This window comes from Bacteroidota bacterium (genome assembly GCA_030706745.1).
GTDB lineage: Bacteria > Bacteroidota > Ignavibacteria > Palsa-1295 > Palsa-1295 > PALSA-1295.
Genome location: JAUZNX010000002.1, coordinates 73376 through 99322 on the forward strand (window position 1 = coordinate 73376; position 25947 = coordinate 99322).

Consider the following 25947-nt stretch of genomic DNA (forward strand, 5'->3'; position numbering starts at 1 on the left):
ATGCGTTCCATAGGTCCCAATGGTCCGTTCAAAAGTTACTTAGTGACTACGATATTTCGTGCCAGGCTTTGGCCATCGGCGGAGAGCCGGCAGAGATAAACGCCTGCAGCGAAATGCGAGGCATCCCAATTGTACGCGTGCGGGCCGGGTGTCAGGACCTGATTCGTGATGAGCTTCACTTCGTGGCCCGAGACATCAGTGATCGAAAGCGTCACGACGCGCGGTGCATCGAGCGAAAACGAAATGTCCGTGTTTGACGAAACCGGATTCGGATAGATACCGGCGAGCGCGAGCGTTGAGGTTCCGGCATCTCCGACACCATTCGGAGGTGCTATGGCCGCGGGCATCGGGCTTTGTTGCACGCCGTGATCCCTGGTGCCTGCGAATACGAATGATCCTTGTACCGCAATGCTGGCAAGCAGCGTGTCGCTCGAAAGACCGAACGCTGTTGCATTCCAACCTGTAGCACCGCGGGTTGCATAGTAGACGCCCTGGTCCTGCGATGCAATGAATACGGTGTCCTTGTTGACTGCTAATGCGACCGCGCGCAACATGCCTGTGGTCCCAGGTGCGATCTGCGACCAGGTCAGATTGTTCGTCGTGACGAAGACTCCGCCACCCAATGTGGCTGCATAGACCGCGCTCCCGCTATCGGCTAAACTCACAACCGGAAGATTCGCAACCGTCTGAAGCCCGCTAGTGAGTTGTGTCCATGTCAGGGTAGCGCCCGCAACTGACGTGAAAACGCCTCCCGTAGCGCAACCAGCGAATACATTCGTGTTATTGGCAGTCAGTGCTGCAATATTGGTCGAGGTCAGTCCCAGATTCATCTGAAGCCAGGAATTACCATTGTTCGTCGAACTATACACACCTCTCGTGTAGGTGCCTGCGTAAACGGTCGAGCCAGTCGTGAAGATCGCAGGGCCGATGGAGTCTGACATGCCAATCGCTTGCCGGGTCCAGTTAATGCCATTGTTGGTCGTGCGATAGAAACCGGAATCGGTCGCATAAAACACAGTTGAGCCATTGACCGAGATGTCCCGAATTGGAGTGCGGAACAGACCGTTCGTCAAATGAGACCAATGGGCGCCGGCATCGACAGACCAGAACGTTTCGAAGTCATCGGTTCCGGCATATAGCGTATGGCCATCGGAGCGAAGGGCCGTAATCGTCATTGCGGAGAGTCCTGTGTTGGAACTCGTCCAATTGCTACCGGAATTCGCCGACGCGTAGATCCCATCATCGGTACCGGCGATGGCATTTGTACCCGATGTCGCCAGAGAGAATACATTCATAGCACCAGTGCCGCTGAGACCCGTACTCGCCGCATTCCATTGGCCGGTCAATCCTTGCGAGATTGAGTAAGCGAAAATGCCGCCCGTCCCGCCGCCAGTACCGTAGTAGTCAACCGATCCCGCAAAGATCGTGGTGCTGGATGCAGCAATAGATCGAATCGCCGTATCCGTCATACCGGTATTTCGCTGTGTCCAGGTCGCTCCGCCATTCATAGATAAGTAGACGCCGCCATCGGTCGCGGTCAGTAACAATGGCGCGGATGCAGCGATCGCGTTCACACCTGGATTCATACCTGGCGTTGCGATGAAAGTCCAGGAGGCACCATCATTGGTGGAGACTCGGAGCGAGCTATCATTATAATAAGGGATGGCAGCGTATACGTTGTTGCCGGCCACGGTAAGCGCACTCACGCGCTGGGCGCGAAGTCCCGAATTTTTCAGGCTCCAATTGGCGCCGTTATCGCTCGACACAATCACACCATCAGAACCGGTACCTGCGAAGAGGACAGTCCCGTGTACGGCAACAGCAACGACATCCGACGTTGCATTGAGATTGGTGAGCAGGGCGAAGGAAGCACCGCTATTCATCGAAAGCAGAACATTGCCCCCGGACGTACCGGCCAGGATAATATTTCCACTTGTGGCGATCGAAAGGACTGTCGTATCCACGTTATTCGGAACCGGTGACCAGCTTGCGCCATTATTCGTGGAGGCAAAGATCCCATGTCCGATCGTCCCGGCATACAGTGTCGTGCTGCTCGACGCCATGCAGCGGATCGCCCCGCCCCACGGACCGTTAGTGCCGCTCCATTGCTGAGCCTGTGCGGGAAGAGAGAGTCCGGCGACTGAAATCAGAAGCGCAAGGAATGCGCTCCATCGTGCGATAGCTTTCATGTGTTCCCCAAAATAGTTTATGGAAGTCGTGCCTCTTGGCGGTACAAAGATACAAAACTCGCGGCAGGGGCGAGTTGAAAGCTCGGATCGGTTAGGAGGTTCGATGAATGAAAACGACTGCCATTGCAGAACTCCATTCGCCATTCGCGCTGAACAACATTATTACCCTATTCCGACCGGACGAGTAACTTTCGGCCTTGTCGGCTTTGACCGGACATATTCGATGCCTCGACGGTAATGAAATATGCGCCTTCGGATAGTCCCGAAAGTTCGAGCGGGATTCTTTGAATGCCGGCTTCGAGTGAACTGTTTGATTGAAAGCAATCACGTCCGAGCATATCCCGAACATGGATGCTGACATTGCTTGCGGTTGAGAGCGCCAGTGTCAAGGTGGCGTAGGCTGCTCCATTTTGTGGTGCCGCAGGATTCGGGCCGAGCGAGACGATTTCCATCGTCAGGTTATTGTTTATCAAGGCTCGCTCTTTCGGATTGCCGCACACATCGATAGTGGAATAGCGGACGCTTTCCGGAGTTGCTAACGATGTGAGTATACACCTGGCGTAGCTCGCATCATTACTATTGAATTGCAGGCCTGTTAGCGTAATATCGGTGGCCGCGGAATCGCCGAGCGTTGTGGAGAAAAAGATCTCGGCAAGCACAGAGGAGAATGCCACGGCGCCACCGGCGTCATGTCGAAGTGTCAAGCGGAGTTGCCCACTTGGCTTCTCGACACTATCAAGAATCGACCATCCGGCCGGGACGGTAATGCCGCTCATCGTGAGCAGATTGCCATTGTAGTGAATCTCAAGCGACACCGTTTGGAGTGCCGAGGAGTCGCCGATCCCATCAAATGCCATTACCTTCATCGAAACCGGGGTACCAGCATGACTGCTAATGGACTGAGTCAAGTCGTTCGCACGAATCCCAATGCGCGCGGTGGGCACAGCGCCTCGGACATCACCCACCAGCAAGACACTACGCTCAAAGCGACCTTGCTTCGACCCAATCGAAAGAAGCGCCGAGTCGGCATTGCTTAACGAATCCGGATCATATTGGACTGTAAATCGAAGTGTATCATGTGCGTGCAGAGTATGCGGAAGGACTGGCACATTGCCAAGCGCAAATCGCACGGCTCCACTTGCGAGTTTTAGCGTATCGAGAATCACAGTGTCACATCCGGTGCTCGTTAGCCAATAACTCTTCGTGATCGTCTGGCATGGACGGACCGGAAATACGGTGTCGGGTTGAGAGAACTCGAGTTTATGCGCCCCAGGAAGAGAGGCATACATAAGCGTTATTGTCGTATCGATATTTGGTCCGGAGAAATGAATCTGCGAGACTTCCATGCTATCCTCATTTGGCAGGATTTGAAAGTACCAGCCCGCAGAATCGCCGGGATGCATCACGAGTGGTAGCATGGGCTCCGGTGTAAGGGTTATGCCGGGATAGCCGGTCACTGTTACTGTTTGGATGATGATATCATCACACGTTCCAAGATTCACGAGCATCACGGATGAATCCGCCGAGCCACAAGGAGGTATGGCAGTCAATGTGATAGACGTCGTATCGATCGAAAGCTTATGTGTGATGGGCTTGACATACCCGGAAAGCAAGATTGTGCGCGGGTAGTCACGGCCTGTGACCGGGTCGTGGACCATAACCACCGCTGAATCCGTCAGAGCGCCAGACCTGTTCGGTTTCAATCGAACTTTGACATGCAGAGTATCGCGCGCACCGAGAGAATAGGGAAAGCTCGGACTGAGAATTTCAAAATTCAATGTATCCCCCAGGAGCGTGCTCAGAGCCACGATGGAGTCACAGGAGAGATTGATCAGATCGCCTTCCAAATCCTGCTGCTGACATTGAAGAAGCGTGTCGAATCGGAGCGTAGGAGTCAGCAGCGTATCTCGGAAATTCGAAATACCTAGCGCGGTGACCGGTATCACGGTATCGATAGATTTGCCATCGAGATTGAGGGTGATCCTCAACATACGAGTAGATTGGCCCGGAGCAAGGGGCTTGAAATGGACCCGAATTTGAGTCGAATCGAGAGATGCGATGGTAAGCGGGAATGACAGAGAATCGAAAGAATATTCGCTATCAGGCGGGTCCCATGCTAGCCCGGTGATCGAATAGTCACGGCAAACCGGGTTTGTTAGCCAAAGCGTACGAGCCGACTCTTCGCAGGGGACACTCACTGTTCCCATGTCGAGTGTCGAATCACTAAAGTGCGTGAGGATTGGAATGTCTTGCTTGACCTCATCCGTCAGTGTGATGGTCGTATCGACCAGCCGATGTCCGCTCAGGTAGCGGACATGCAGCAGCGTGGCATAGATGCCTTTGGGTTGCGGCACGAGGTGGATTGGAAGCGCGATCGAGCCAGATGCCGCAATCGTTGATGGCAGCGATATTGGCGCGAGATGGAATACCGATGTATCCGAGAGCGAAGCCGCAAGCAGCACAATGGAATCGCACGGCGTGGCACCAATCTCAAATGCCGTATCCATCGCGACACAGCGATTGAGGAGTGCAAGATCGAGAGCGCCGAAGAGCGCCTGCGCGCCCTGGGTCACGTCCAGTCGGAGTGGTATGGTATCAAAGATCTGTGTTCCGGCATCTGTTGTCAACACAAGTCGCAAACGCGATGTGAACGTCCCATCGGTCGAAGAACTGACCGTCACCGCGACGACTGCGGTGTCAGAAGGACCAAGGACCTTTGGCAAATTGCTGGAAGCTGGTGTCGGAAGCAGTTGGAAATGACTCGTGTCACTCAGTGAGGCGCTCGTCACCGTGAGGGAGTCGCAGGAAAGATTGGTAATGACCAGCATCGTATCTTTGGTAATGCAGGCATACGGCGAGACCATGGAAAGCTGTGCCACATGACCGTAATTCGATGAGTACTGTCCTGTGCCATACAGGGAGATGATCGTATCGATGATCTTCGTTCCGGTGTTGAATTCCAGTAAGAGCTTTCCCGAGTCAAGCAACGACTTACTCGGAGTATATCCAACTGCAATCGAATCACGACCGATCATAATCTTGGGAAGATTGACTAACCCAACGAAGAAACTCGGAGCGCCGCTTAGAATCTGAGCCTTGGTGAGCACGCCTCCAGTGCAAATTCCCGACATCGTCAGCCGAATCATCGAGTCGGTGATGTGGCATCGCGCACCCGTCATTCGGAGCATCAGATTATCAATTGATAGCGTGCTGGAGCTTCCTGTTCCATCCGGATTGTACCACAGCGTTCTGGCACCATCACCGGCAAAGATTTCCTTACCCTTTGAATAGAATCGGGTGTCGCGGCTGTTCGGCGGACCGCAGACCGAATGCCAGGTTGTGCCCTGATCGGTCGAACAATAGAATCCATTCGAGGTCTGGACAAAAAGATTTGCAAGTGTCCCCATGATCGCGCCGGTGGGAATCGGCGTCGTAAACCGATAGGTACTACTCCAACTCATTCCGCCATCCGACGAACGGAACACCTGACCAGTCTTTTCCCCAATGGCAAAGAACATTGTTGTTCCCGGGACACCATACGGCGACCAGCATTCTGTGAAGAGTTTTGAGGCAAGAGGTGTCCAGGTCTGACCACCGTTGGTGGTATAAAGAAAGCCCTGTATTGATTGGAATGTACTCATGACGCCATTCAATCCGCTGAAGGTGACGCCATTTTGCTGGGTGGGAGCGCAGGTGGACCAGTTCGTGCCCAAATCACTCGACTGACTTGCCGAATTAGACCAGTTGACTGCGATCAATTCAGAGACCGTTGAATTGTAACCAACGGAGACGATATTATTACCGGCGTATGCGGCGGCAGTCCAATGCAAGCCACCGTCGGTTGTCGCCCACAGACCCTCGTCGGTGGCGCACCAGCCTTGATTTGGATCTCGAAACGCAAATTGTTTGACGATGGCGCTGGAGCCAGGTGTGGTTGTTGCGCTCCAGGTTACACCGTTATCGGTCGTGCGCCAGATCTCCCCATCAGAAAGGCCGACAAAACCTGTCTGGGCCACACCGACCTGATCCTGAAAATAGACGCTCTCGACCCAGGCCGAGAATACTTTGAGGGCGGACCATTGCGCAGATACCACTGAGGGAGCAATGACCAGAAGCAGCGCGGAAAAGACGAGTAATCTTCGCAGCATGATATCAAAGGAGCAACTCGAGGGGATAAACCAATTGCGCGGCGGCGCGGAACACTAGAGCAAACGGCGGAAGTGAGGGACGGTTCCCGGCATGAACATGCATTCACGAAGCTCAAAACTGACACAGCAACCAAGGCCAGTGAATACGCATTCATTCGAACTCTTTCGGAGGTCCAGGCTGTATATTTGTGTCGCCATACCCCACCATATTGCCCACGAAACGACAGGACACGCGCAATTCGCCTCGGCTCACATTCGTGGGGCGATATCTCGCGCTCGTCTTGTTGCCGGTGATGCTCCTACGGAGCGGCAGCGAGCTTTTCCATTCTCACGAAGCGGCACAAGGCGTTAGTATCTCGGCGCCGTGCAATGCCTGCGAGCTTGAAGCGACATTTGCGATCGAGGGCATCGATCCAGCTCCACTCCCCACGCTCCCTGTTCTACAACGATTCGAATGCCTCGCGAATGAGTCTCACCCATTCGTACCGTTCACTCTCCGCTCGAGCGGACGCGCGCCTCCTCAAGCCTAAAACGGTAATACTCGAGTCACTTATTTGCTGCGCAGAGTCTGCGCGGCCTCACCGTTTTTCTAGAGCTAAAATTTCGTTTGTATGAGCATCTCAAATCTACACTGTTTGGCTCGTCGGCATCGAGCGCGATCCTGCTTCTTTTCTCTTCTCGTCTTTCAGTTATTGTTTCTTGCTTCGAATACTCGAGCGATTGAAACGGATCCGCCCCCACAAGAAGGCGTGCCGTATTCAGTCGTTGTGTATGATGGGACAAACCAGCTCCCATTAGAACTCGCGCGGGTTGCACTCTATCGTGGCGCGATGTTCGTCAAAGGTAAAGTAACAAATCCGGAAGGCCGAGCTCTGTTCATCGATCTGAAACCTGGTAGGTATCGACTTGTCGTTCGCTCGGTTGGGTACAACGAATTCAGCGATACGGTCCTTATCGATAAGACCCACACCATGGATTCCGTGCAACTCTTTGAAACTGGTGGAGAAGTGGTGGTTTCCGGATCCCGAGAAGCGGCAATCAGCACGGTCGAACCAACGACCGGCAATCAAGTCTTCGAAGCGGAGACCTATCACGCTCCGCCCACGGCGCGCATCACACAACTTGTACAAGAGAACGTTCTCGGAGCAGTCCGTGCGCCAACCGGAGAAGTGCATATTCGCGGACAGCATGGTGAACTGACATACTTCGTCGATGGCGCACCGATTCCGCTCGGTGTATTCGGTGGACTCAACGAAGTCGTCGATCCCAAAGTGATTGAACGGTCAACATTCCTGACGGGCGGATTTCCCGCCGAGTATGGCGGTCAAATTGCGGCAGTAATGGATATCCAAACGCGCGTACCCACCGGCCAACTCCATTTCGATTTCTCCTCATATGCCGGGTCGTATTTACCAAATGGCAATAAAGACACGCTTGTTATTCCAAACGGTTTGTTGAACTCCAATGGACAGCAACTGGCCGTCAGCGATCATGTGGGGAAGCTTGCGTTTTTCCTTTCCGGGTCACGACAAGAAACCGATCGGCGCATCGATCCTCCAATCCCATCCATTGTTCACGATCACGGCTTCGATTACTTCCTCTATGGCAAAGCGGATTATCTCTTGTCCGACAAAGACTACCTCACGCTGAATTTAAACTATGGCATTACGAATACGCAAGTGCCATTCGATTCCGTCGAGACTGGTGGGCCGCTGGATGATTATCAATATACCACGAATGCATTCCAAACGCTCTCGTATTTTCGCACGCTGTCAAGTGAAAGCGATCATGAAAGCAACATCTTCGCCACCGGTTATGCCAGAGAGGGGAGTCTGACCTATACGCCGGGTGCGATCGATCGTGCGGCCCTGCAACCCAACGGCGATACGATTCATGTCGCGAGTGAAACCCGGAATTTTACTACGCTCGGCATTCGCACAAAATACGATCATCGGCTCTCCCACGAATTGGAATATGCCGCCGGGGTGAACTTCAGTATGACTGCGGGCCATGCAGATTTCTCGGAATTTGACAGCGCGCGATTCTCTGGGCCACATTCAGTTGCAGATTTCCAGGGCTCCGATTTTGGCGCATTCCTGCAAGGCGAGATTCATCCGGCGGAATGGACCCGATTCGATGTCGGTCTTCGCTACGATCAACACATTGCGCCGGATGTGCCAATGGAATCGCAATTGAGTCCCCGCATCCGATGGAATTTCCTCCTCGGTGAGTCCGACGATGCATATCTGTATTACGGACGCTTGTTCATGCCAACGAATATCGAGGGGATTCGCTCGCTTAGCCTGAGTTCCGGCGAACCATCGACCGTGCAAGGGACGCGGGCCGAACGCGATAACCTTTATGAGGCCGTTTATACGCATTCATTCGACTTCGGCATCCATACCAAACTGGCGGCATTTAGAAAGGACGCGACACCTGGACTCGATGATGAGACGATTGGCTCGAGCGCGATCAAGACCCCAATCAATATCGAACAAATCCATGCCTCTGGCCTGGAACTTGGGCTGTCCTTTAGTTCGACTCAGACTCCCTTGTCTGGATACCTCAATACCGCGATCATTCATGCGTATGGCTCAGGTCTAATCACTGGCGGATTTCTTCCAATTTCCACCGTGGGGCCGGCTCAGGATCTCGATCACGACCAGAGGCTCTCAGTCGTTGCTTCGCTTAATTATCAGCCTGAGGACTGGTTTGCGAATGCGACCGGCATTTATGGTTCGGGTTTGACGAATGGGAATCCAAGCAATGAACCGTATGGCACGGGACTGTTTGATTTCAATCAATTCGCGCATGTGATGCCATCGTGGATTGTCAATCTCTCGGCGGGCTACACATTCCACCTTACCGGCGGCACGACCATCGCGCCTTCGCTTTTCGTCGGCAACTTACTCGACCATCAGCACCTCATCAAAGGTGCATACTTCAGCGGCGCGAGTTGGGAGGAGTCTCGGAATGTGATATTTAGGGTGGACATCCATATTTAGAGCGGTCAAAAAGCCGGGGAACCGGGCTCTGGCTATTCTCGGTTAGAGTGCTTTGTAATGCAAAGTACTCTAATCACGAACGATTGACACATGGAACACACAGCGAATCTTCGACCTGAACTGACACCGGATCAGGAATTGGCCTACATTCGCAAGATCATGGCCGACAGCCGACGTGCTTTCGCCGAGGACGGCAAACCTTATGTCGTGTGGGGCCTGATTGTCTCCATCGGGATGACAGTCACCTACATCTCCGCACTTCTGGATCGTGACCTATACTCCGGTTACGTTTGGATCGGCCTCGTGCTCCTCGGTTATGCCAACATCTTCTTCTATGTTCGGAAAAAGAAGCGAGAGGAACCACGTGTAAAGAGCGTCCTGGATCGGATCCAGGCTGCGATCTGGGGCGCCGTCGGTGGCTCGATCGGACTCGTAATCCTGCTTATCTTTCTAGGATCGATGATCGACACCGGAGTGTCATCCATCTCGGGATTGTTTATCTGCTTCATTACCGCAATTCTCACGGGAATTGGATTTTTCCTCAGCGGTATCGCACTCGACCTTAAATGGCTACGAAATGTTGGCTTTGCGTGGTGGGCCGGCTCGATCGTGATGTATCTATGGCCGAGCGTCCATATCCTCGGTCTCTATGCGCTTATGATGCTGCTCTTCCAGGTTGTCCCCGGGATTGCGCTGAACCATAAGTATCGCGCCGACTTATCTCACGCCGCGCTGGAGGCCTAACCCATGCGCGACTTCGATTATCAGCAACTTGATGACCTGATCCACTCACGGATTCGGCTGGCAGTTGTATCTGTGCTTGTCTCGGTCGATGAGGCCGAATTCACTTTCTTGCGCGAGAAGGTCCATGCGACCGATGGCAATCTGAGTATCCATCTCAAGAAGCTTGAAGAAGCCAATTACATCTCTGTCACGAAGCAATTCGTGGACAAGAAGCCGCAGACAACCTACAAGCTGACCCGGAAGGGCCGCAAAGCCTTCGAGGAATACGTCGATCGGCTGGAGAAGATGGTCCGAAAGACCTAACTTCCCAGGACTTCGGCGGGAGATTCTCTGCAAACTCGTTGTTGTTACCATTGTATGGCAATCAACGAAGTCGCATACGCCGGAGTCCACGATAGCGTCGGGTTGTTCGACGCGAGCCGCTCGTTCGGGCGGCTCTTTGCGCGCGGGAAGGATGCGATCGACCTGCTGCACCGGATGTCCACGAACGACCTGATGCCAATGGAGACCGCGAAGGGCCTTGCGGTGCTGACGGTCCTGACGAATGAGAAGGGAAGGATTGTCGATGTCCTGAAAGTCGTGCGTGATGAAATGGGCGATGTGGCGCTCATCACCAGCAAGGACAAGGAGCAGACCGTCATCCAGTGGCTCGACAAGTTCACGATCATGGAGGATGCGCAGTTTGTCCCTGCGACCGACATGCTTGCGCAATATCTGCTTTGTGGAAAGAGTGCAAATTCGATTCTCGGCAAGTACGCTACCGAGAACTTACAAGGAGCACCCAACTCGGCAGTCTTTGCACTTCATATTGGAGCAGCGAATGCAACGCTTGTGAAAGGTCCGAGCCTTGCCGGAAACGGGTGGTTCATTCTCACGGCCCAGGAGATGGCCGAGAGTGTTTGGAAGCAACTCGAAACCGATGTGCTCGCTTCGGGAGGCGCGGTGATGGACGATGATCTGTTCGATCTACTCCGCATCGAAAACGGAATGCCGCTCGCGCCGAACGAACTCAACGAAAAGCATAATCCGCTCGAGACAACGATTGCGAAGGATGCCGTGAGCTTCACGAAAGGATGCTATATCGGACAGGAAGTGATCGCACGGTTAGATGCGCAGGGCAAGGTTCAGCGGCAGTTAGTTGGGTTGCAGTTCGCGGAGAGAGTGCCAAAAATTGGCGATAGAATATGTGATGACGCGTTAGCAGGCACTCCGTTGGGTGAGGAGATTGGCGAGATTACGAGCATCGCAAAGTCGCCAGCAATCGGTGATATTGGATTGGGATATGTGCGAGGGAAATATGCGAATCCCGACACGGTTGTTTCCGTAAAGGACCACGAGGGCAATAAATTGTCCGCAACGCTCGTTATACCGCCATTCAATGTCTGAAGTGCTTGAACTTGAAGTAGTACCAGAATCCGAGACCGGAACGGTCGAGGATTTCCTGCGTGCCGAATCTTCCGCGCCAGAGGTTGTCTATCGCATCCATCAACTCAAGGAGGAGATGCGTGAGAAGGTCGTCATCCTCGGACATCACTACCAACGCGATGACATCGTCCAATTTGCGGATAAGTCAGGTGACTCGTTCGAGCTGGCCCGCTTTGCATCACAACTGAATGACCGCGAATTTATCATTTTCTGCGGTGTCCATTTTATGGCCGAAACGGCCGATGTGCTCAGCGCACCGCACCAAAAAGTGATCCTGCCGGACCTCAAAGCCGGATGCTCCATGAGTGACATGGCGCGTACGGATCAAGTGTTCGACGCATGGGATGAACTTAGCGAGGTGATTGACACGTCTAAAGTGTGTCCGGTGACCTACATGAATTCGAGCGCGGCAATCAAAGCATTCTGTGGCGAGCATGGCGGCGCGGTCTCGACAAGTTCGAACAACAAAGCAGTATTCGAGTGGGCGTTCGCGCAAGGATTCGAGAAGGTTCTCTTCTTTCCGGATCAGCATTTGGGTCGCAACACGGCGTACTTCCAAATGGGCATCCCGCTCGAAGAGATCAAGCTGTACGATCAGACGAAGCCGTTGGGTGCTCTCACACCTGACGAACTTCGCGCCGCGAAGATTTTGCTGTGGCGCGGACATTGTTCGGTCCATCAGCATTTCCAGCCGTCGCATCCGGCAATCATGCGAGCGATTTATCCGGGCATCCAGGTGATCGTGCATCCGGAGTGCATGTTCGAAGTCGTGCGGCAGGCGGACAAAGTCGGTTCGACTTCCTATATTATGAGGACAGTCGAGCAAGCGCCACCCGGAAGCAAGTGGGCCATCGGCACGGAGCACCATCTCGTAAACCGGCTAAAGCAGGCGCATCCCGAGCAATTCATCACAACACTCGCGCCGTATGCCTGCGAATGCGCGACAATGTTCCGTATCACCCCCGAATCGTTGCTGGATATTCTCGAAAACCTGAAGGAAGGCCGCATCAAGAACCAGATTTCGGTGCCTGACACCGAGAAGCGCTGGGCCAAAGTCGCGCTCGAACGGATGCTGGAGATTACCAAGCGCGCGAGCTAAGCCGATTCGCAAATTGTTAGTCCCTTCATAGATGAAAATTCGCGCCATTCTGATCCTTGTCGTGATTTGCGCTGCACTTGCGGCGTATTACGTCTTCTTTCTAAAGAATCCGAAACTATCCGACAAGGAAGAGGTCGTGATCGTCCCACGCGGCGTTTCCGTTTCGGCGCTGGCCGATAGCATGGCGACGCACCACTTGGTGCGTTCGCGATGGGCGTTTCAGATTGCGGCACGGACGCTCGGCTCAGCAAAGAAGCTGCATGCCGGACTCTATCGCATCGCGCCCGGACTCTCGAACTCCGAGATACTGCGCCGATTGACGGGTAGCGAGTATGCCCTCGTATTGCAGGCGACCTTCCCGGAAGGAATCACGATGTACCGTACGGCTTCCATCGCGCACGATAAGTTGGGACTCGATAGTGGCATCTTCATGCGCTTCGCAATGGACTCAGCCTTTCTCCACTCGCTCGGCGCCGATGTGGAAGCCCGCACCGCCGAAGGCTACCTCTTTCCCGATACTTACGAGTTTCTGCTTAGTGCCGATCCGAAAGGGCTTATCACGCGGATGGTCAAGCGATGGAAAAAGATCGTTGCCGATTCGCTGTATGCGCAGTCGGATGAAGAAGATTTGTCACTGAATGAAGTCATGACGCTCGCATCGATTGTCGAAGCCGAAGCGCGCCGGCCCGAGGAGCGTGATACCATCGCAGGCGTCTATCTCAATCGCCTGCGCATCGGCATGAAGCTCGATGCCGATCCATCGGTGCAGTATGGTCTTCATCTTACGCGGCCCATCACGCACCACGATCTGGAGACGCCGAATCCGTACAACACCTATCAGAATAAAGGTCTGCCACCCGGCCCGATCTGCTCGCCCGGCGCGGCCTCAGTCCGAGCCGTGCTGCATCCAGCGAAGCACCCGTATCTCTACTTCGTCGCACGCCGCGATGGTTCCGGCGGACATTACTTCAGCCGGACGCTGGCGGAGCAAGATAGGAAGATCGCGATGGCGCGGACTAATGCGGCGTCCGAACCTTGATTTAGGAAATTACTGAGATTTACAGGATAAGAATTGCGGCGGAACGGCGCTCTCGCGTGCCCTGTTTCCCGCACCGAGTAGAACGTGGACTGCGGAGTTGTCTGGATCAATTCTGAAAATCAATCCAGAGAATCCCCTTTAATCCGCGTAATTTTGGTTCTGCTTTCGGCGTGTAGCGCAGCCTGGTAGCGCACTACTTTGGGGTAGTAGGGGTCGTGGGTTCAAATCCCGCCACGCCGACAATCGTAGTGGATAGTTGATAGTGGATAGATAACGATATGCTGAGTGCTCGATCCCACTATCCGTTATCCACTATCAACTATCCACTCCTGAGTACTTCGGCACTTTATGACGATACAACGACTCTCACATTACCTGACTTTCGTTTTCACGCTTGCCGTGCTCGCAAGCTGCGGAAAAAAAGATGAAGACATGTCGCCCGTTCAGCCGGGCGAGACGGTGACCTACAAGGATCTCGTCTATCGTTTTAGCTTTAAGGCGCCGAAGTCATGGGTGGTTGAGTCCGTCCCTGGCCGTAACACGACCTACTACTCATCGGCTGCGACCGAGACCCGCTTCCAGAAATTTACCGAAGGCGATTACGGCGCTCGCGTTGGCGTTGCCGCAGTTGAGCACGCAACGAAAGAGAAAGCCGCGCAGGACTTCACCACCAGCATGGAGAATGTCAAGTTTACTGGTCCGACACCTGCAACGCTTGGCGGCCAGCCCGCTCTTAAAGTGACCTATACCACACCGGACGATGAGGATGGACTCACCGGCTATCGCATCTTCACCGATAAAGACTCGCTCGTTACTTATTTTGATGCTGCGACGTTCGGCGAAAAGCGAATGAAGAAATACGAGCCGGTCTTCACCCTCGCGGAGCAATCGGTACAGCCGGCATTTGTACTTAAGGTTACGAATGGGAAAATCGATTCCGCCAGTCTGAATGCGATGATGGAGCAGATGAAGCCATCACAGACATTCTCGACGTATGCCGGTCAGGGATACTCGATCCAGTATCCTGATAATTTCCAGGCTACCCCGTCGGGTGGCGGAGTGATCATCAAAGGTGAACGCGCGGATGCGATGGTCAAAGTCGATGCAAATACGGTCGATAAAGGCATTGATCTTGCGAAGTACGCCGATGAGAATGCAAAGAAGACATACCATGGCGCGGCATTGTCTTCCACCACAGTTGGTGGTCAACCGGCGAAGATGGTCAGTTATGGCTCTGCCGCCACAACAGCCCGCGCATATTTTGTGATGTCGGGTCAGAAGGTCTATCGCATCACAGTCTCCTGGCCGAACGAGCTCGAAGCCGGGTTCCGCCCTGCACTCGAAAAATCGGTGCAAAGCTTCAAAGCCAAATAATTTGTAGCCGTGGCCGTGTTCGGCCACGGCGTCACTTTTCACCGTGGCCTGAAGGCCACGGCTACTATGCATGACGCTCCAGGATCTCCAACGCCAGATCGAGCAACTCTCGCCACTAACCGTTGAGCAGATCAACGTGCATCGAGACGTCGCGTTCGTGTGTATCACGCGGCTCCGGCTTGCACTGAATCATGGGGAGGTTCGTGCTGCTGAACCGGATGCCTCATCACCAAATGGTTGGAGGGCGAATGCCTGGGTCAAGCAGGGAATTCTCCTCGCGTTTCGGTTGGGCCGCATGCAGGAAATCGAAAGCGGCGGCGATTGGCATTTTTTCGACAAGGATACAGTCCCGCTGCGCGGCTTTCGGGTTGAGGATGGAGTTCGCATCGTGCCGGGCGGCACGGCGGTACGTGATGGAGTATTCCTCGCTCCAGGTGTCATTATGATGCCGCCGTCATACGTTAACATCGGAGCTCACGTAGGCGCTGGTACGATGATCGATTCGCACGCGCTGGTCGGTTCTTGCGCGCAAGTTGGTGAACGAGTTCATGTGAGTGCCGCCGCGCAGATTGGCGGAGTACTCGAACCGGCCGGAGCGCTGCCGGTTATTATCGAGGATGATGTTCTGATGGGTGGGAACACAGGCGTCTATGAAGGCTGCATCGTCAAGCGGCGTGCTGTGCTTGCGACGGGCGTTGTGCTCACCGGATCAACACCCCTCTACGATCTCGTGAATTCGCGGGTGGTTGCACGGCCCAGTCCCGATGAGCCACTCGTGGTACCGGAAGGTGCCGTGGTTGTTTCTGGCTCGCGGTCAATCGTCGGCAAATCCGAATTTGCCCGCGAGCAGGGCCTCTCGCTCTATGCGCCAATCATCATCAAGTACCGCGACGAAAAGACGGACGCGCGGACGGCGCTCGAAAGCGCGTTACGGTAGATTGGGTCGAGCTGCATTGATTTCTGACCTTGACATACTTGCCATTAATTCGTAAGGTGCGGTGATGTTAAGACATGGGGCAGTTGTAGGTTTAATAGCAGCTATGATTGGCGTCAATACGATTCCATCACAGGCGCAGTATCTTTCTAAGACTTTTTATAATGACACTGTTGCGATGGGCGATACCGCACTCATTGCTAGATTTGCGATAGTAGATCAGCACCTTCCATCCGGGTGCAATTGCAGCTATGATGGCGGGCTAGTACATGATAGAGGTGACTTTATTAGCTATATTACAGCGGTCTTTTTTTCGCCCAGGCGAATCGGACTTCAATCGGATACCAACGTTATTACATTCCCTTGTACGGACCAAAATCATTGCCCAGATTATTCCTTCTTTTCGCCAGTCTTTGGTTTTGGGGTCAGCGACTCCTTTCCAAAAATTCGGCCACAGGGCTGGCGCGTTACAATGCGTCTGGATTCGAATAGAAACTTTGCTGAACATTCCTGGCCTACATTTGACAACCCCACAGGCGACACCATCACATTCTCAGAATTTACGGCCAGGCCATCCAATGGGGCTTTGATGAATTGGCTGATATTGGATAGCATAACATCGATCTCGCAGTATAAGGCAAGTCCATTCGTCCGAAGGAGGCCACTCGAAGTTGTCTTCTCGTCCCCGATATATGAAAGCTTCGACACGATTCTCTTCTCGGCGCGGATTCATCGCACAGGAAGCGATTCCGTTGTGTCTTATATGCTCCCGGTTGCTTGGGAGGCTCCTGCGGCTGTCTCGCAAAGGGCGTCAAGCGACACGATAATGGTTTCTCCCAACCCGTTCTCGGACCGTCTAACAATCAGAGCGAATTGGGCCGATAGAACCGATGTGAGGTTTGAACTGGTAAATGCACTTGGTGTACACATCCAGTTGCAGGATGCCCCTTCAGCGGAAGGACATGCTCCCGTTGAAATCGATACGCACGCTGTTCCGCCTGGAGTGTACGTCTTAGTTATTCGGAGCCGCACACTGCTCAGAGTTGTGAAACTTGTACGACTCGAATAAACTACTTCCCATTTAGAAGCTGATCGACCTTCTCCTTCGTGCGGCTTGTCTTATCCAGCGTTTGATTCGTCTTGTCGAGCGTTTGGTTCGTCTTATCAAGCACATCCCCATTCTGGGATGTTTTGTGCTTCGGCGGTGCCGAAGTATGGGCTTTTGCTACATTGCCCAGGATCAGTGCTTCACGCATTTTGATTCCAACGAGCGAATCCTGCGCGGCTTCGGTCAGCGCCGCTTCCAGAGTACCTTTGGTACCAGCGAGCACCAAAGTTTGCCGCAGCAATTCCTTATCGGCCGCGACCCGTCCGACGGCATCGCCATTCGTTTGGGTTTGAACGCCTGGGGTTGTGTCGATGAAGCCTGGCAACTGTTGGGATTTCGTGCAAGACCCCACTGAGAAGACCAGAAGTAGCCAGCCGGCCAAACGAATGTGTTTCATGCGGTACGGAAGAGCAAGTTTCCGGCCAATGAATCGGGAAACTTCCCCCATGCCCTGGCGTTGAACGAAAAAACTATCCTGTTCTCATGAATAAATACCGGAGTGTTTCTTTCGCGCTTTTGGTGGCCTTCGGCTCGTTCTTTATCAGCTCCTGCGCCGAGCGGAGCCAGATGCCGCAACACGCCTTTGAAGGCACGATCGTCGAAGTGATATCCGTGCCTGGTGTTGCCAATCTTGCCGGTGCAGCCATGGATTCCGGCAACGAAGAGAACCTCGGGACCTCTTTGCTCGGCGCGCTGAGCAATGTGACAATTACGATGCATGTACGTGGTGACAAAGTTGCCTCGAACGTCGCGATCCTGGGCGGGATGATCTCGATGACTTCGATCATCGACCGCAATGCCCGGACTCTGACCATGTTGCTCCCGAACCATACGGCTGTCGTGCAGAATTTGCGTGAGTTTGACAGCGCTCGTCACACGGTGGATGATTCATTACGCGTACGACCGGCCTTGCTCGATTCACTTGCTTCGTTGATGCCGCAGCCAACTGGACGGCACGAGACGATTCAGGGCGTCGAAGCAGATGAGTACCATGCGGCAAAAGGCGATATGGAAATCACGGCCTGGCTTTCATCGAATGAGAAGGTTAAGGCTTTCGAGGTGCTGCGCGATGCATTGCTCGGGCGCGGCGGGCGAGGTGAGGGTGGCCTCGATCAAGTACTGGCGCTTATCCAACCTGTTGCCGGGAAGATACCGGTCCGGTTCGAGACCAAGCTCAAAGGCAAGACGTTTGCCAAAGGTGAAATGCAAGAGATTACAGAAGAGAAGCTCGACGATGCGATCTTCGAAATCCCGAAAGGCTATAAGATCGAGAATGCCGATAGTGTGCGAACTGCACGGCAATCCGAACAAACCGACACGACTCCCCACCGCCACTTCACTGCGCCTTAGGAAGAAACGATACGGTTTCGAATGGCGAGTGTCGAACTACGAACCCACTCCCACGTATAGAGTGTAAAGGTTGCGAGCACCGCGCCCCCGAGCACGTCGACAACATAATGATAGCGTAGATAGACTGTTGAGATCAGCAGTCCCGCGCCGATAATGGTTACCGGCCAGCGGAGCTTGGCTCGCCACTTGAAGGCGAGCACGATCGTCAGCAGCGTAACATCGGTATGCCCGCTGGGGAATGCATCGCGTGTCACGACATGGATGATTTCCGGCAGAGACATACTGGGCAGGATATTCTCCCCACGGTTCAACAACGTCCGAATCGGCTCTGTGACGAACAGGCCGGGAAGATCGTGTGACATCGAGAGGAAATTGTGCAACGTGAACCGAGGGCCTACGGACGGAAGAAAAAGATAGCAGAAATACGAAAGCAAAAAGCCGTACACGACAACGAAAAAGATTTGCTCCAGTCTCTTCCATAACATGGTCGCATCCTGCCCGCTCTTTTCCATTCGGCGAGCACTTACATAGAACTCGATCGCAATAGCAGTTGGCAGGAAATAGAACAGGGAGTAACAGATCATCAGGAACTCTGTCAATGCTGGACAGGTGAGTCCATGCTGGTAAATCCATTGTGTTGGATTTGCACCGCCGCAAAGAATGCGGTCTGCAGCGATCAGGATCTGGTCGTTATTCGGGTCATATAGTGGTTGTGTCAGGTATTCGACATTTTTGAAGAAGACGGGAATGAGCGGAATCGCATAAAACCACTGCAGAGCCGAATGCGACCGGTCCAGATCGCGAGAAAGAAATGCCATGCCTCCAATAATGAGTACGACCTCGCCCATGTGAAGCAGCACCTTTGGCCATTCCGGGATAATGGACGAACCAATGACCACAACGAGCGAAAGAACGAGCGCCATCAAGACCATAAAGGACTCGTGGGGCAGGAGCGAGCGAAGAAGGCGTTTCATGGAAGCGACCGAGAACAGAAGTCCCCTTCGCTACACTCCCCAAGTCATGCCGAAATATCATTCAGTGGGATCGAACGGAGTTCGGACGCTAAAAGCACCGACCGCTCGGTAGAGCGCGAGAAAATCGCAAAGATCCAATGCCTCCGCGCGAAGATCGAGAAAGCGCTTTTCGTCAGAACTTTCCAATTCCAACAGCGTCACTGGCGAGACCAGTCCTTTCAGATTGTTCCGAATGGTCTTTCGTCTCATGCCGAAGAGCGTTCGCACGAGCGTTCGAAACCGTGCAGCATCAAAGTTAGCCGGTCGTTCCGTACCGCTACGAGCGAAGTAATCAAGCCGGAAGTCGAGTTGCACGACAGCGGAATCGACTTTTGGGACTGGCCGAAATGCACCGGCCGGAACATGAAAGAGCAGCTTGACACTACCAAAGAAATTAGCGAGTACGGTAGGAATCCCGTAGGCCTTTGTGCTGGGCTTGGCGACCAATCGTTCGGCGACTTCTCGCTGAAGCAACAATGTTGCATCTCGCACACACTCGCGAGCATCGATGAGCTTGAAGAGGATCGGTGAAGTGATGTAATAGGGGATATTACCTGTGACTCGGAGATCGCTCGAGAATCGCTCGGCGAGTGCCGAGAGATCAGCTTGGAGAAAATCGCCCTCGATGACTTCGAAGCGATCACCAAATGATTCGAAGTCACTACGCAGACCGGGAATCACGCGCGCGTCTAGCTCAAAGGCGATGAGATGGCGAAGCGGAGTCGCGAGCAAGTGTTTGGTGAGCAACCCAGTCCCCGGTCCGATCTCGACAACCACATCCCTCTCGACCGGCGCAACCGCCCGAACGATCCGCTCGTGCGCCTTCGAATCGATCAAGAAATGCTGGCCTAGTGACTTTCGAGCTTGCAGTGGGATCATTTGTGTCGCCAGTAACGAGCGATAACGCTCGTTTGTTTGCTGAATCCAATGCCAAAGTCCCTGCAGCTATGGTACGGCATCGAAAGCCGATCGATCGAATGAGAGTAACATTGCGGTTGTGTCGCGAATGCAGACTTCCATGCTGGAGATTGTGCCCCGCCGTACCTGACGAACAATATCGATATAATCATCCGTGACGATCGAGTCTCCGGGCTGCAATACGACATCCCGTCGAGCGCTTCCATCCGGGCGATAGGCAGCAGGAAATAGCATCATCTTGCTATCCGGCGGCACAGTAAGAATGTAATCAAGGGCAGAAACCCGCCGAGTTGTGAGTCCCTGAAAGCCTTCGGAGGCGTCGAGAGCAAAGACTTCGACAGCAGTCCACGAGTCGAGTGTCGCGCCTGTCGTCGTGCCATCACGCACATTGCGTTCGCTCCCACCGTCCGCTTCGGCGCGAGTAACAAGTGCTTGCTGGCCTACCTGGAGCACTGTTGCGCTGCCTAACTTTGATGGCGAGGCGAGAATGCCAATGCGATGGGGACGTGCTTGTTCGATTGTCGCGGTGAGATTCTGCTTCAGTCGTTCAAGCAGTGCAGTGCTTTGTACCCACTCTGCCTGGGCAGTCAATGCTCGGAAGACATGCCAGCCCATGAGCAGAGCAAACAATACGCGGAGTGTGGATCGCACCGCTCGTGACGGGATCCGGCTCACGACGAGCACGATGACCGCTGCCAATCCGACCGACGGCAAGTATACACGCCAGCGTTCGAATGCCAGACAAAGCACAATACCGGTAATGACTGTAAAGAGAAGCGGAATTACAGACGCCCTCAACAGCTCACGATTGCCACGCGTCAGTAGAAATGCGACGATGAGTGCAACGCCTATCGCGCCAATGGTGAATGCTGCAGTGCGATAGTGCGAAAGGAGTGCCGTTGCGGTGGCAAGATCGAGCGGTAAGAGCGTATAGCCGAGGGCATACGCGCTGTTGCGAAACAGATTGACCGGGCCATGCGCGCCGGCAAGGACTTCACTCGTCCGCGAAGTGAACTGTGACTGATAAACATAGAAGAGCGCGGCAACAACTGCATACGGAATCGCTCGCACAACTGTGGTGCGTACGGAACGTGCCCGAGCAATCACGAGGAGGAAAATGAGTGGAAGCGCGAGAATGCCGACTTCTTTCGAAAGTAAACCGAGTGCAAAGAACACTAACCCAAACACTCCTCTTGAAGCGGGTGGGCGGCCTGATTCCGCGAGCACCGCAAGCATCACAAAAATTGCCGCAAGCACATCCGCTCGTGCGGTATCGACCGCGAGGTTGAACTCGTGCGAGGCCATCACGCCGAAGAACAGCGCTGCCAGAAGCGATTCAATCGGCCTGAGTCCAAAGAGATTACGTGCAACAAAGAAGACCAGCGCAGTCGCGATGAGATGGAAAAAGAGATTCGTCAGGTGATATTCGCCACCACTCCAACCGAAAACGAGAAAATCCGCAACCATTGTCATGTTCGAGAGCGGACGAAAGTAGCTCGGGTTCGCGTCGGGACTCACGAACGGCCGCACGGCATCCGAAAGCGTGTGCATCGGCGCGAGCGAAGCGATGTACTGATAGTCATCTGAATTCAGTCCGATTTGTGCGACACCAAGCCACAACGCAGCGGTGATCGCAAGAACCAGTCCCAGACCAATCGCCAGCGGGCGGGTAAGTTGCATTATGCAAAGTTACGACGCGCGAACGGCAACCACGCCGCGCGTTAGTAGAAGCACTGCGCACGTTCTAACTGTATTCCGCTTCGTCGCGGCTTCGAAGTATCTCGCTTCATCCGGTGCTTGACACCATGGATCAAGCTTGTCTTCTCTTCGGTATAATCGTATCTTAGGTATTTCGTATATTGTTCTCGCAATGATGAGCACCAATCTATTCGAAAACCATCCTAAGTATATTTGGCCATATGGAAACCATAGCAAACAGACAACAGGCCGTTTTTGCGTGAATTCGATATTGTTCATGAAGCACAAACGCCCGCGCGCAACTTCGGTCAATATCCTTTTGGTGGCAATTTCGGAGTCTGGCTAGCGAAAGTAGACCCGGGGGGCTTGGCACTTCATTCGCTCCTCGAAAGAGGAATCGGTCAATGAACATTGAATTCACATGACGATAGCGGAATTCATTTTGCGAAACATGGAAATCCGTCTTACGTTAGTAATGGGCCGGTTCAACAATAGTGCTTTGCATGGATGTTGGTGGGCGAGTCGTTAGCAAATGCTAATCTACTGCACGGAACCATCATTCATAGGTAACCACTATCCATTAGGCATTCTTGTGTTGATCCGTAATCACTTTTTTTCGGAGGTTAGTTATTTTATGTTATCAAAACGACCCTATTTAGCGACCCTGCTTCTTCTCGGGTTGGGTCTGGTTTTCGGTGTTACTCTTGTCACGGGCTTTGGAAGCTGGAGAGGGGCATCACTTGCGTTTGGCGCGAGCGATCCTCAGCTCGGCGGTCCATTGCCGAGTCTTCCCGGCGATGCGACATTGGCGAACTTGAACGGCTCGTTTGTCGCGATTGCGAAAGCCGTATCGCCAACGATCGTCGAGGTCAATGTCAAAACGGAAGCGCCAAAAGTGTCAAAGAACGAACACATGCTTCCGTTCGGTCACTTCTTTGGCTTTGGTGATAACGGCGATGATAATGGTGGGGGCGATATCCCATTCCAAATGCCGCAGCAAGGCCCGGAGGAGGGCTTGGGCTCCGGTGTTATTATCACGAGTGATGGCTATATCGTTACGAACAACCACGTCGTGAAAGATGCTGCCAAAAAAGGCGGCGTGAAAGTCACACTTGTTGATAAGCGGGTATTCGATGCGCATGTGGTCGGTACCGATCCGACGACGGACCTTGCGGTTATCAAAATCGACGCAACAGATCTTCCGGTCGCAGCGCTCGGCAATTCAGATGGGCTGGCTGTCGGGCAGATCGTGATGGCAGTTGGTAATCCGTTGAACTTAGAATCCACGGTCACACAAGGTATCATCTCTTCGCTCGGCCGTTCGATCAATATCCCGGAGGAAGGTACGCGCAGCCGGGCGGGTAACTACTCGATCTCGAACTTCATCCAGACGGATGCGGCGATCAATCCCGGCAATTCCGGCGGCGGGTTGTTCGATATTCACGGGCAAGTCGTAGGTATCAATGCCGCGATTGCAAGTCCAAGCGGCACCTGGACCGGCTATGGCTTTGCAATTCCGGTTAATATGGTCCGTAGCGTAGCGATGGATCTGATCAAGAATGGTAAGGTCAACCGTGGCTATATCGGCGTGACGATCCGTGCGGTCGACCAGACGGATGCTCAAGCGTTGGGTCTCGACCGTGCTCGTGGAGTCAGAGTCGATGGTGTGACTGAAGGCGGTGCCGGTCAGGCAGCGGGTCTTCGGACAAATGATGTGATCCTGTCGGTCGATGGTCATGCCGTCGATGAGGCAAACCAGCTTCAGACGCTGATCGGTATGCACCATGCCGGCGATAAGGTCCAACTCCGCATCTGGAGGGATGGCAAGGAAGTCGAAAAATCAATAACACTGAAGCCGCGCCCGGACTTGGCGGATAAGGAGAGCCCGGAGACGAATCCTGAGGATGCCCAGGGCCAGGAGGAATCGGCGAATAAATCGAGCGCGACGCTGGATAATATCGGCGTCACCGTTCGGAACGTGACCGATCAGGAGAAGGATAAATATCATGTCTCCAATGGAGTCATCATCACGAGCGTGGCGATGGCCAGCGAGGCATTCGATCGCGGACTCGGAAAGAATCTTGTCATCACAGAGGCCGCGCGCCAGAAGGTGAAGACCGCGAGCGACTTCGAGAAGATTATCAATCAGAACAAGGGCAAGGCCGTTGGTCTGATGGTCAGCGATCCGAAAGGCGATACGCATTTTTACGCGATCCAAGTACCGAACGACTAGGCCGTTCAACGACTCGCGTTTTATTGAACGCAGGCCGGGCGGATCGCCCGGCCTGCGTTCGTTTTTGGCCTCATCAAATCCATGCGAGGAGTATTTGGAGGATTCCAGGAAGCCTGTTGCACGCAAGACATCGTGGTTGAACTGTTCGCTTTTCCGAGACTGTTAAGACAATTCAAGTTGCATGGCGGCCCTCTCGGGATACGCCTTCAGAATCGTCACGATTGAGGTCGCACCAGCCCTCTTCGCGTGACACATCATCGCGGATGAGCGATCATTCGCTAAACGGACTCGGTTTGACGAACATCACATTCATGGCGCTCGGAGGTGGGCGCGAGATCGGGGCCAATAGCTTTTACTATGAGATCGACGGCCATGGCCTATTGATCGATGCTGGCCTGCATCCGGAAAAACTAGGCTGGGATGCATTCCCGAGAGTCAAGTCGCTCGAGGGGCACACGGTCGATACATTCCTGGTAACACACGCTCATACCGACCATTTGGGTGCGGTGCCATACCTGATGCAGCATTACCCCAAGGCTCCAGTGTATGCAACGAGCGAGACGATTGAGCTTGCTCGGATTATGCTGTCGAATTCAGCGAGTTTGCTTCCAAAACAGCATCCTCAGGAGGTGATCGATGCACTGACGAACTATACGCTCGACGCGCTGCCGGATGTGATCGGGAAGCTTCAACCGCTGGAGTTGGGAGAGACAAAGCAATTTGGCGATGGCCGCCTCCGCGCGACGTATTACTCGAGTGGCCATATTTTGGGCGCGGCCGGTGTGCTGATCGAGACCGATGGTAAGCGGATTTTTCATACCGGTGACACGTCTTTGCATGCGCAGCGGCTCATCGGCGGAGCCAAGTTGCCCGATGGTCCGATCGATGTTCTCGTCAGCGAATCGACCAATGGAATTGTCGATGCGTATCTGACGCATACTCGCGAGCGTGAAATCGAGCGGCTCGTCGCAACGATCAATGAGACGTTTGCCAATGAAGGCTCGGTATTGATTCCGGTCTTCGCGCTCGGTAAATTGCAGGAAATGCTCGCGACGCTCGATGATGCCATGAAGGCCGGCAAATTGCCGAGAGTACCGATTTATACGGGCGGAATGGGGCGGCGCATTAGCGATGTATACGATCAATTCCCGATGAGCCGATCCCGAACGAATTTCGAAGATCGGGTAGCAGAAATCGAGCAATCGGAATTGCCCAGACGCGATGCACTTTTCAGCGGAAAGTATTTTCATGAACCGTCGATAGTACTTGCCGCCAGTGGCATGATGCAGGATGGGACACCCAGCTATTTCCTGGCGCAGCGCTGGCTCCGCATCGCGCACTTTGCGATCTGTTTTGTTGGATATACTGATCCTCGCACACCGGGCTACACCGTATCCCATGCGGAAAAGGGCACGCGCATCAAATTCGGCTCGATGAAACGGGACGTACCAGTGCGCTGCCGAATCGAGAGATTCCGCTTCAGCGCCCATGCAAGACGCGAAGAATTGCTGGAGATTGTCCGGCGCTTGCGTCCGAAAAAAGTTGTGCTGACTCATGGTGATGAGCGCGCCATCGCAGCCTTTGGAGAATTGATCGTCGAGACATTCCCGGATATCGAAGTGAGCGCCCCGGAAGTCGGGAAGTGGTATTCGATCTGATCGAGAAGCGGC

At 53.8% G+C, this 25947-nt stretch carries 19 protein-coding genes and 1 tRNA gene; 14 read left to right on the top strand and 6 right to left on the bottom strand.

The annotated features are described in order from the left end of the window. Nucleotides 1-35 precede the first annotated feature (35 nt). The gene (locus tag Q8902_02935; protein ID MDP4198509.1) at nt 36-2189 is read right to left on the bottom strand and encodes a T9SS type A sorting domain-containing protein; all 2154 of its coding nucleotides are present in this window, start codon (nt 2187-2189) and stop codon (nt 36-38) included. A 167-nt stretch (nt 2190-2356) separates the two neighbouring features. Further along, a complete protein-coding gene (locus tag Q8902_02940; protein MDP4198510.1) occupies nt 2357-6337 on the bottom strand; it encodes a hypothetical protein in 3981 nt (1326 codons plus the stop codon). Nucleotides 6338-6546: 209 nt separating this feature from the next. Here Q8902_02940 and Q8902_02945 point away from each other — a divergent pair, with 209 nt between their 5' ends. The 11 genes from Q8902_02945 to Q8902_02995 all read left to right on the top strand — a co-directional run bounded on the left by Q8902_02945 (nt 6547) and on the right by Q8902_02995 (nt 17026). Continuing rightward, nucleotides 6547-6867, top strand: coding sequence for a hypothetical protein (locus tag Q8902_02945; protein ID MDP4198511.1), 321 nt, complete (start codon nt 6547-6549; stop codon nt 6865-6867). Between the two features lie 105 nt (nt 6868-6972). Beyond that, complete coding sequence (locus Q8902_02950; GenBank protein ID MDP4198512.1) at nt 6973-9342, top strand: hypothetical protein; 2370 nt, start codon at nt 6973-6975, stop codon at nt 9340-9342. 90 nt (nt 9343-9432) lie between these two features. Then, nucleotides 9433-10086 (top strand): hypothetical protein, encoded by a 654-nt coding sequence (locus Q8902_02955; protein MDP4198513.1) that lies wholly within the window; start codon nt 9433-9435, stop codon nt 10084-10086. Between the two features lie 3 nt (nt 10087-10089). Further along, entirely contained in the window at nt 10090-10389 is a 300-nt protein-coding gene (locus Q8902_02960) for a transcriptional regulator (protein ID MDP4198514.1), read from the top strand. Nucleotides 10390-10443: 54 nt separating this feature from the next. After that, on the top strand, nt 10444-11472 hold the full coding sequence (locus Q8902_02965) for a glycine cleavage T C-terminal barrel domain-containing protein (GenBank protein ID MDP4198515.1): 1029 nt from the start codon (nt 10444-10446) through the stop codon (nt 11470-11472). Further along, entirely contained in the window at nt 11465-12610 is a 1146-nt protein-coding gene (gene nadA / locus Q8902_02970; GenBank protein MDP4198516.1) for a quinolinate synthase NadA, read from the top strand. Before Q8902_02965 ends, nadA begins: the two co-directional genes overlap by 8 nt. A gap of 31 nt (nt 12611-12641) precedes the next feature. Further along, the gene (gene mltG, locus Q8902_02975) at nt 12642-13649 is read left to right on the top strand and encodes an endolytic transglycosylase MltG (protein ID MDP4198517.1); all 1008 of its coding nucleotides are present in this window, start codon (nt 12642-12644) and stop codon (nt 13647-13649) included. Between the two features lie 166 nt (nt 13650-13815). After that, a tRNA-Pro gene (locus tag Q8902_02980) sits at nt 13816-13889 on the top strand. Nucleotides 13890-13997: 108 nt separating this feature from the next. Then, on the top strand, nt 13998-15023 hold the full coding sequence (locus Q8902_02985) for a PsbP-related protein (protein ID MDP4198518.1): 1026 nt from the start codon (nt 13998-14000) through the stop codon (nt 15021-15023). Between the two features lie 70 nt (nt 15024-15093). Continuing rightward, nucleotides 15094-15960 (top strand): 2,3,4,5-tetrahydropyridine-2,6-dicarboxylate N-succinyltransferase, encoded by an 867-nt coding sequence (locus tag Q8902_02990; protein MDP4198519.1) that lies wholly within the window; start codon nt 15094-15096, stop codon nt 15958-15960. Nucleotides 15961-16063: 103 nt separating this feature from the next. Continuing rightward, nucleotides 16064-17026, top strand: coding sequence for a T9SS type A sorting domain-containing protein (locus Q8902_02995; GenBank protein ID MDP4198520.1), 963 nt, complete (start codon nt 16064-16066; stop codon nt 17024-17026). Between the two features lies 1 nt (nt 17027). On the opposite strand, the gene Q8902_03000 is transcribed toward Q8902_02995, so the two are convergent. Further along, nucleotides 17028-17462, bottom strand: a complete 435-nt coding sequence (locus Q8902_03000) for a hypothetical protein (protein ID MDP4198521.1) — start codon at nt 17460-17462, stop codon at nt 17028-17030. A gap of 86 nt (nt 17463-17548) precedes the next feature. Between Q8902_03000 and Q8902_03005 the strand changes: the two genes are divergently transcribed. Continuing rightward, nucleotides 17549-18415, top strand: a complete 867-nt coding sequence (locus Q8902_03005) for a hypothetical protein (protein ID MDP4198522.1) — start codon at nt 17549-17551, stop codon at nt 18413-18415. Here the strand turns inward: Q8902_03005 and Q8902_03010 are convergent. The 3 genes from Q8902_03010 to Q8902_03020 form a co-directional block, all read right to left on the bottom strand. Further along, nucleotides 18412-19389 carry a phosphatase PAP2 family protein gene (locus tag Q8902_03010; protein ID MDP4198523.1) on the bottom strand — a complete coding sequence of 326 codons (978 nt, stop codon included), beginning with the start codon at nt 19387-19389 and terminating at the stop codon, nt 18412-18414. The genes Q8902_03005 and Q8902_03010 overlap by 4 nt on opposite strands. Nucleotides 19390-19446: 57 nt before the next feature. Continuing rightward, nucleotides 19447-20307, bottom strand: a complete 861-nt coding sequence (gene rsmA / locus Q8902_03015; GenBank protein ID MDP4198524.1) for a 16S rRNA (adenine(1518)-N(6)/adenine(1519)-N(6))-dimethyltransferase RsmA — start codon at nt 20305-20307, stop codon at nt 19447-19449. A gap of 66 nt (nt 20308-20373) precedes the next feature. Then, nucleotides 20374-22026 carry a hypothetical protein gene (locus tag Q8902_03020; GenBank protein MDP4198525.1) on the bottom strand — a complete coding sequence of 551 codons (1653 nt, stop codon included), beginning with the start codon at nt 22024-22026 and terminating at the stop codon, nt 20374-20376. A 652-nt stretch (nt 22027-22678) separates the two neighbouring features. Between Q8902_03020 and Q8902_03025 the strand changes: the two genes are divergently transcribed. Further along, nucleotides 22679-24277, top strand: coding sequence for a trypsin-like peptidase domain-containing protein (locus Q8902_03025; GenBank protein ID MDP4198526.1), 1599 nt, complete (start codon nt 22679-22681; stop codon nt 24275-24277). A gap of 263 nt (nt 24278-24540) precedes the next feature. Then, the gene (locus tag Q8902_03030) at nt 24541-25935 is read left to right on the top strand and encodes an MBL fold metallo-hydrolase (GenBank protein MDP4198527.1); all 1395 of its coding nucleotides are present in this window, start codon (nt 24541-24543) and stop codon (nt 25933-25935) included. The last annotated feature ends 12 nt before the right edge of the window (nt 25936-25947 follow it).

Excerpts from the sequence above, each read along its gene's own strand:
- Q8902_02935 (MDP4198509.1), bottom strand. The coding sequence starts at position 2,189 with ATGAAAGCTATCGCACGATGGAGCGCATTCCTTGCGCTTCTGATTTCA.
- Q8902_02940 (MDP4198510.1), bottom strand. The coding sequence starts at position 6,337 with ATGCTGCGAAGATTACTCGTCTTTTCCGCGCTGCTTCTGGTCATTGCT.
- Q8902_02955 (MDP4198513.1), top strand. The coding sequence starts at position 9,433 with ATGGAACACACAGCGAATCTTCGACCTGAACTGACACCGGATCAGGAA.
- Q8902_02960 (MDP4198514.1), top strand. The coding sequence starts at position 10,090 with ATGCGCGACTTCGATTATCAGCAACTTGATGACCTGATCCACTCACGG.
- Q8902_02965 (MDP4198515.1), top strand. The coding sequence starts at position 10,444 with ATGGCAATCAACGAAGTCGCATACGCCGGAGTCCACGATAGCGTCGGG.
- nadA (MDP4198516.1), top strand. The coding sequence starts at position 11,465 with ATGTCTGAAGTGCTTGAACTTGAAGTAGTACCAGAATCCGAGACCGGA.
- mltG (MDP4198517.1), top strand. The coding sequence starts at position 12,642 with ATGAAAATTCGCGCCATTCTGATCCTTGTCGTGATTTGCGCTGCACTT.
- Q8902_02985 (MDP4198518.1), top strand. The coding sequence starts at position 13,998 with ATGACGATACAACGACTCTCACATTACCTGACTTTCGTTTTCACGCTT.
- Q8902_02990 (MDP4198519.1), top strand. The coding sequence starts at position 15,094 with ATGACGCTCCAGGATCTCCAACGCCAGATCGAGCAACTCTCGCCACTA.
- Q8902_02995 (MDP4198520.1), top strand. The coding sequence starts at position 16,064 with ATGATTGGCGTCAATACGATTCCATCACAGGCGCAGTATCTTTCTAAG.
- Q8902_03000 (MDP4198521.1), bottom strand. The coding sequence starts at position 17,462 with ATGAAACACATTCGTTTGGCCGGCTGGCTACTTCTGGTCTTCTCAGTG.
- Q8902_03005 (MDP4198522.1), top strand. The coding sequence starts at position 17,549 with ATGAATAAATACCGGAGTGTTTCTTTCGCGCTTTTGGTGGCCTTCGGC.
- Q8902_03010 (MDP4198523.1), bottom strand. The coding sequence starts at position 19,389 with ATGAAACGCCTTCTTCGCTCGCTCCTGCCCCACGAGTCCTTTATGGTC.
- rsmA (MDP4198524.1), bottom strand. The coding sequence starts at position 20,307 with ATGATCCCACTGCAAGCTCGAAAGTCACTAGGCCAGCATTTCTTGATC.
- Q8902_03020 (MDP4198525.1), bottom strand. The coding sequence starts at position 22,026 with ATGCAACTTACCCGCCCGCTGGCGATTGGTCTGGGACTGGTTCTTGCG.
- Q8902_03025 (MDP4198526.1), top strand. The coding sequence starts at position 22,679 with ATGTTATCAAAACGACCCTATTTAGCGACCCTGCTTCTTCTCGGGTTG.
- Q8902_03030 (MDP4198527.1), top strand. The coding sequence starts at position 24,541 with ATGAGCGATCATTCGCTAAACGGACTCGGTTTGACGAACATCACATTC.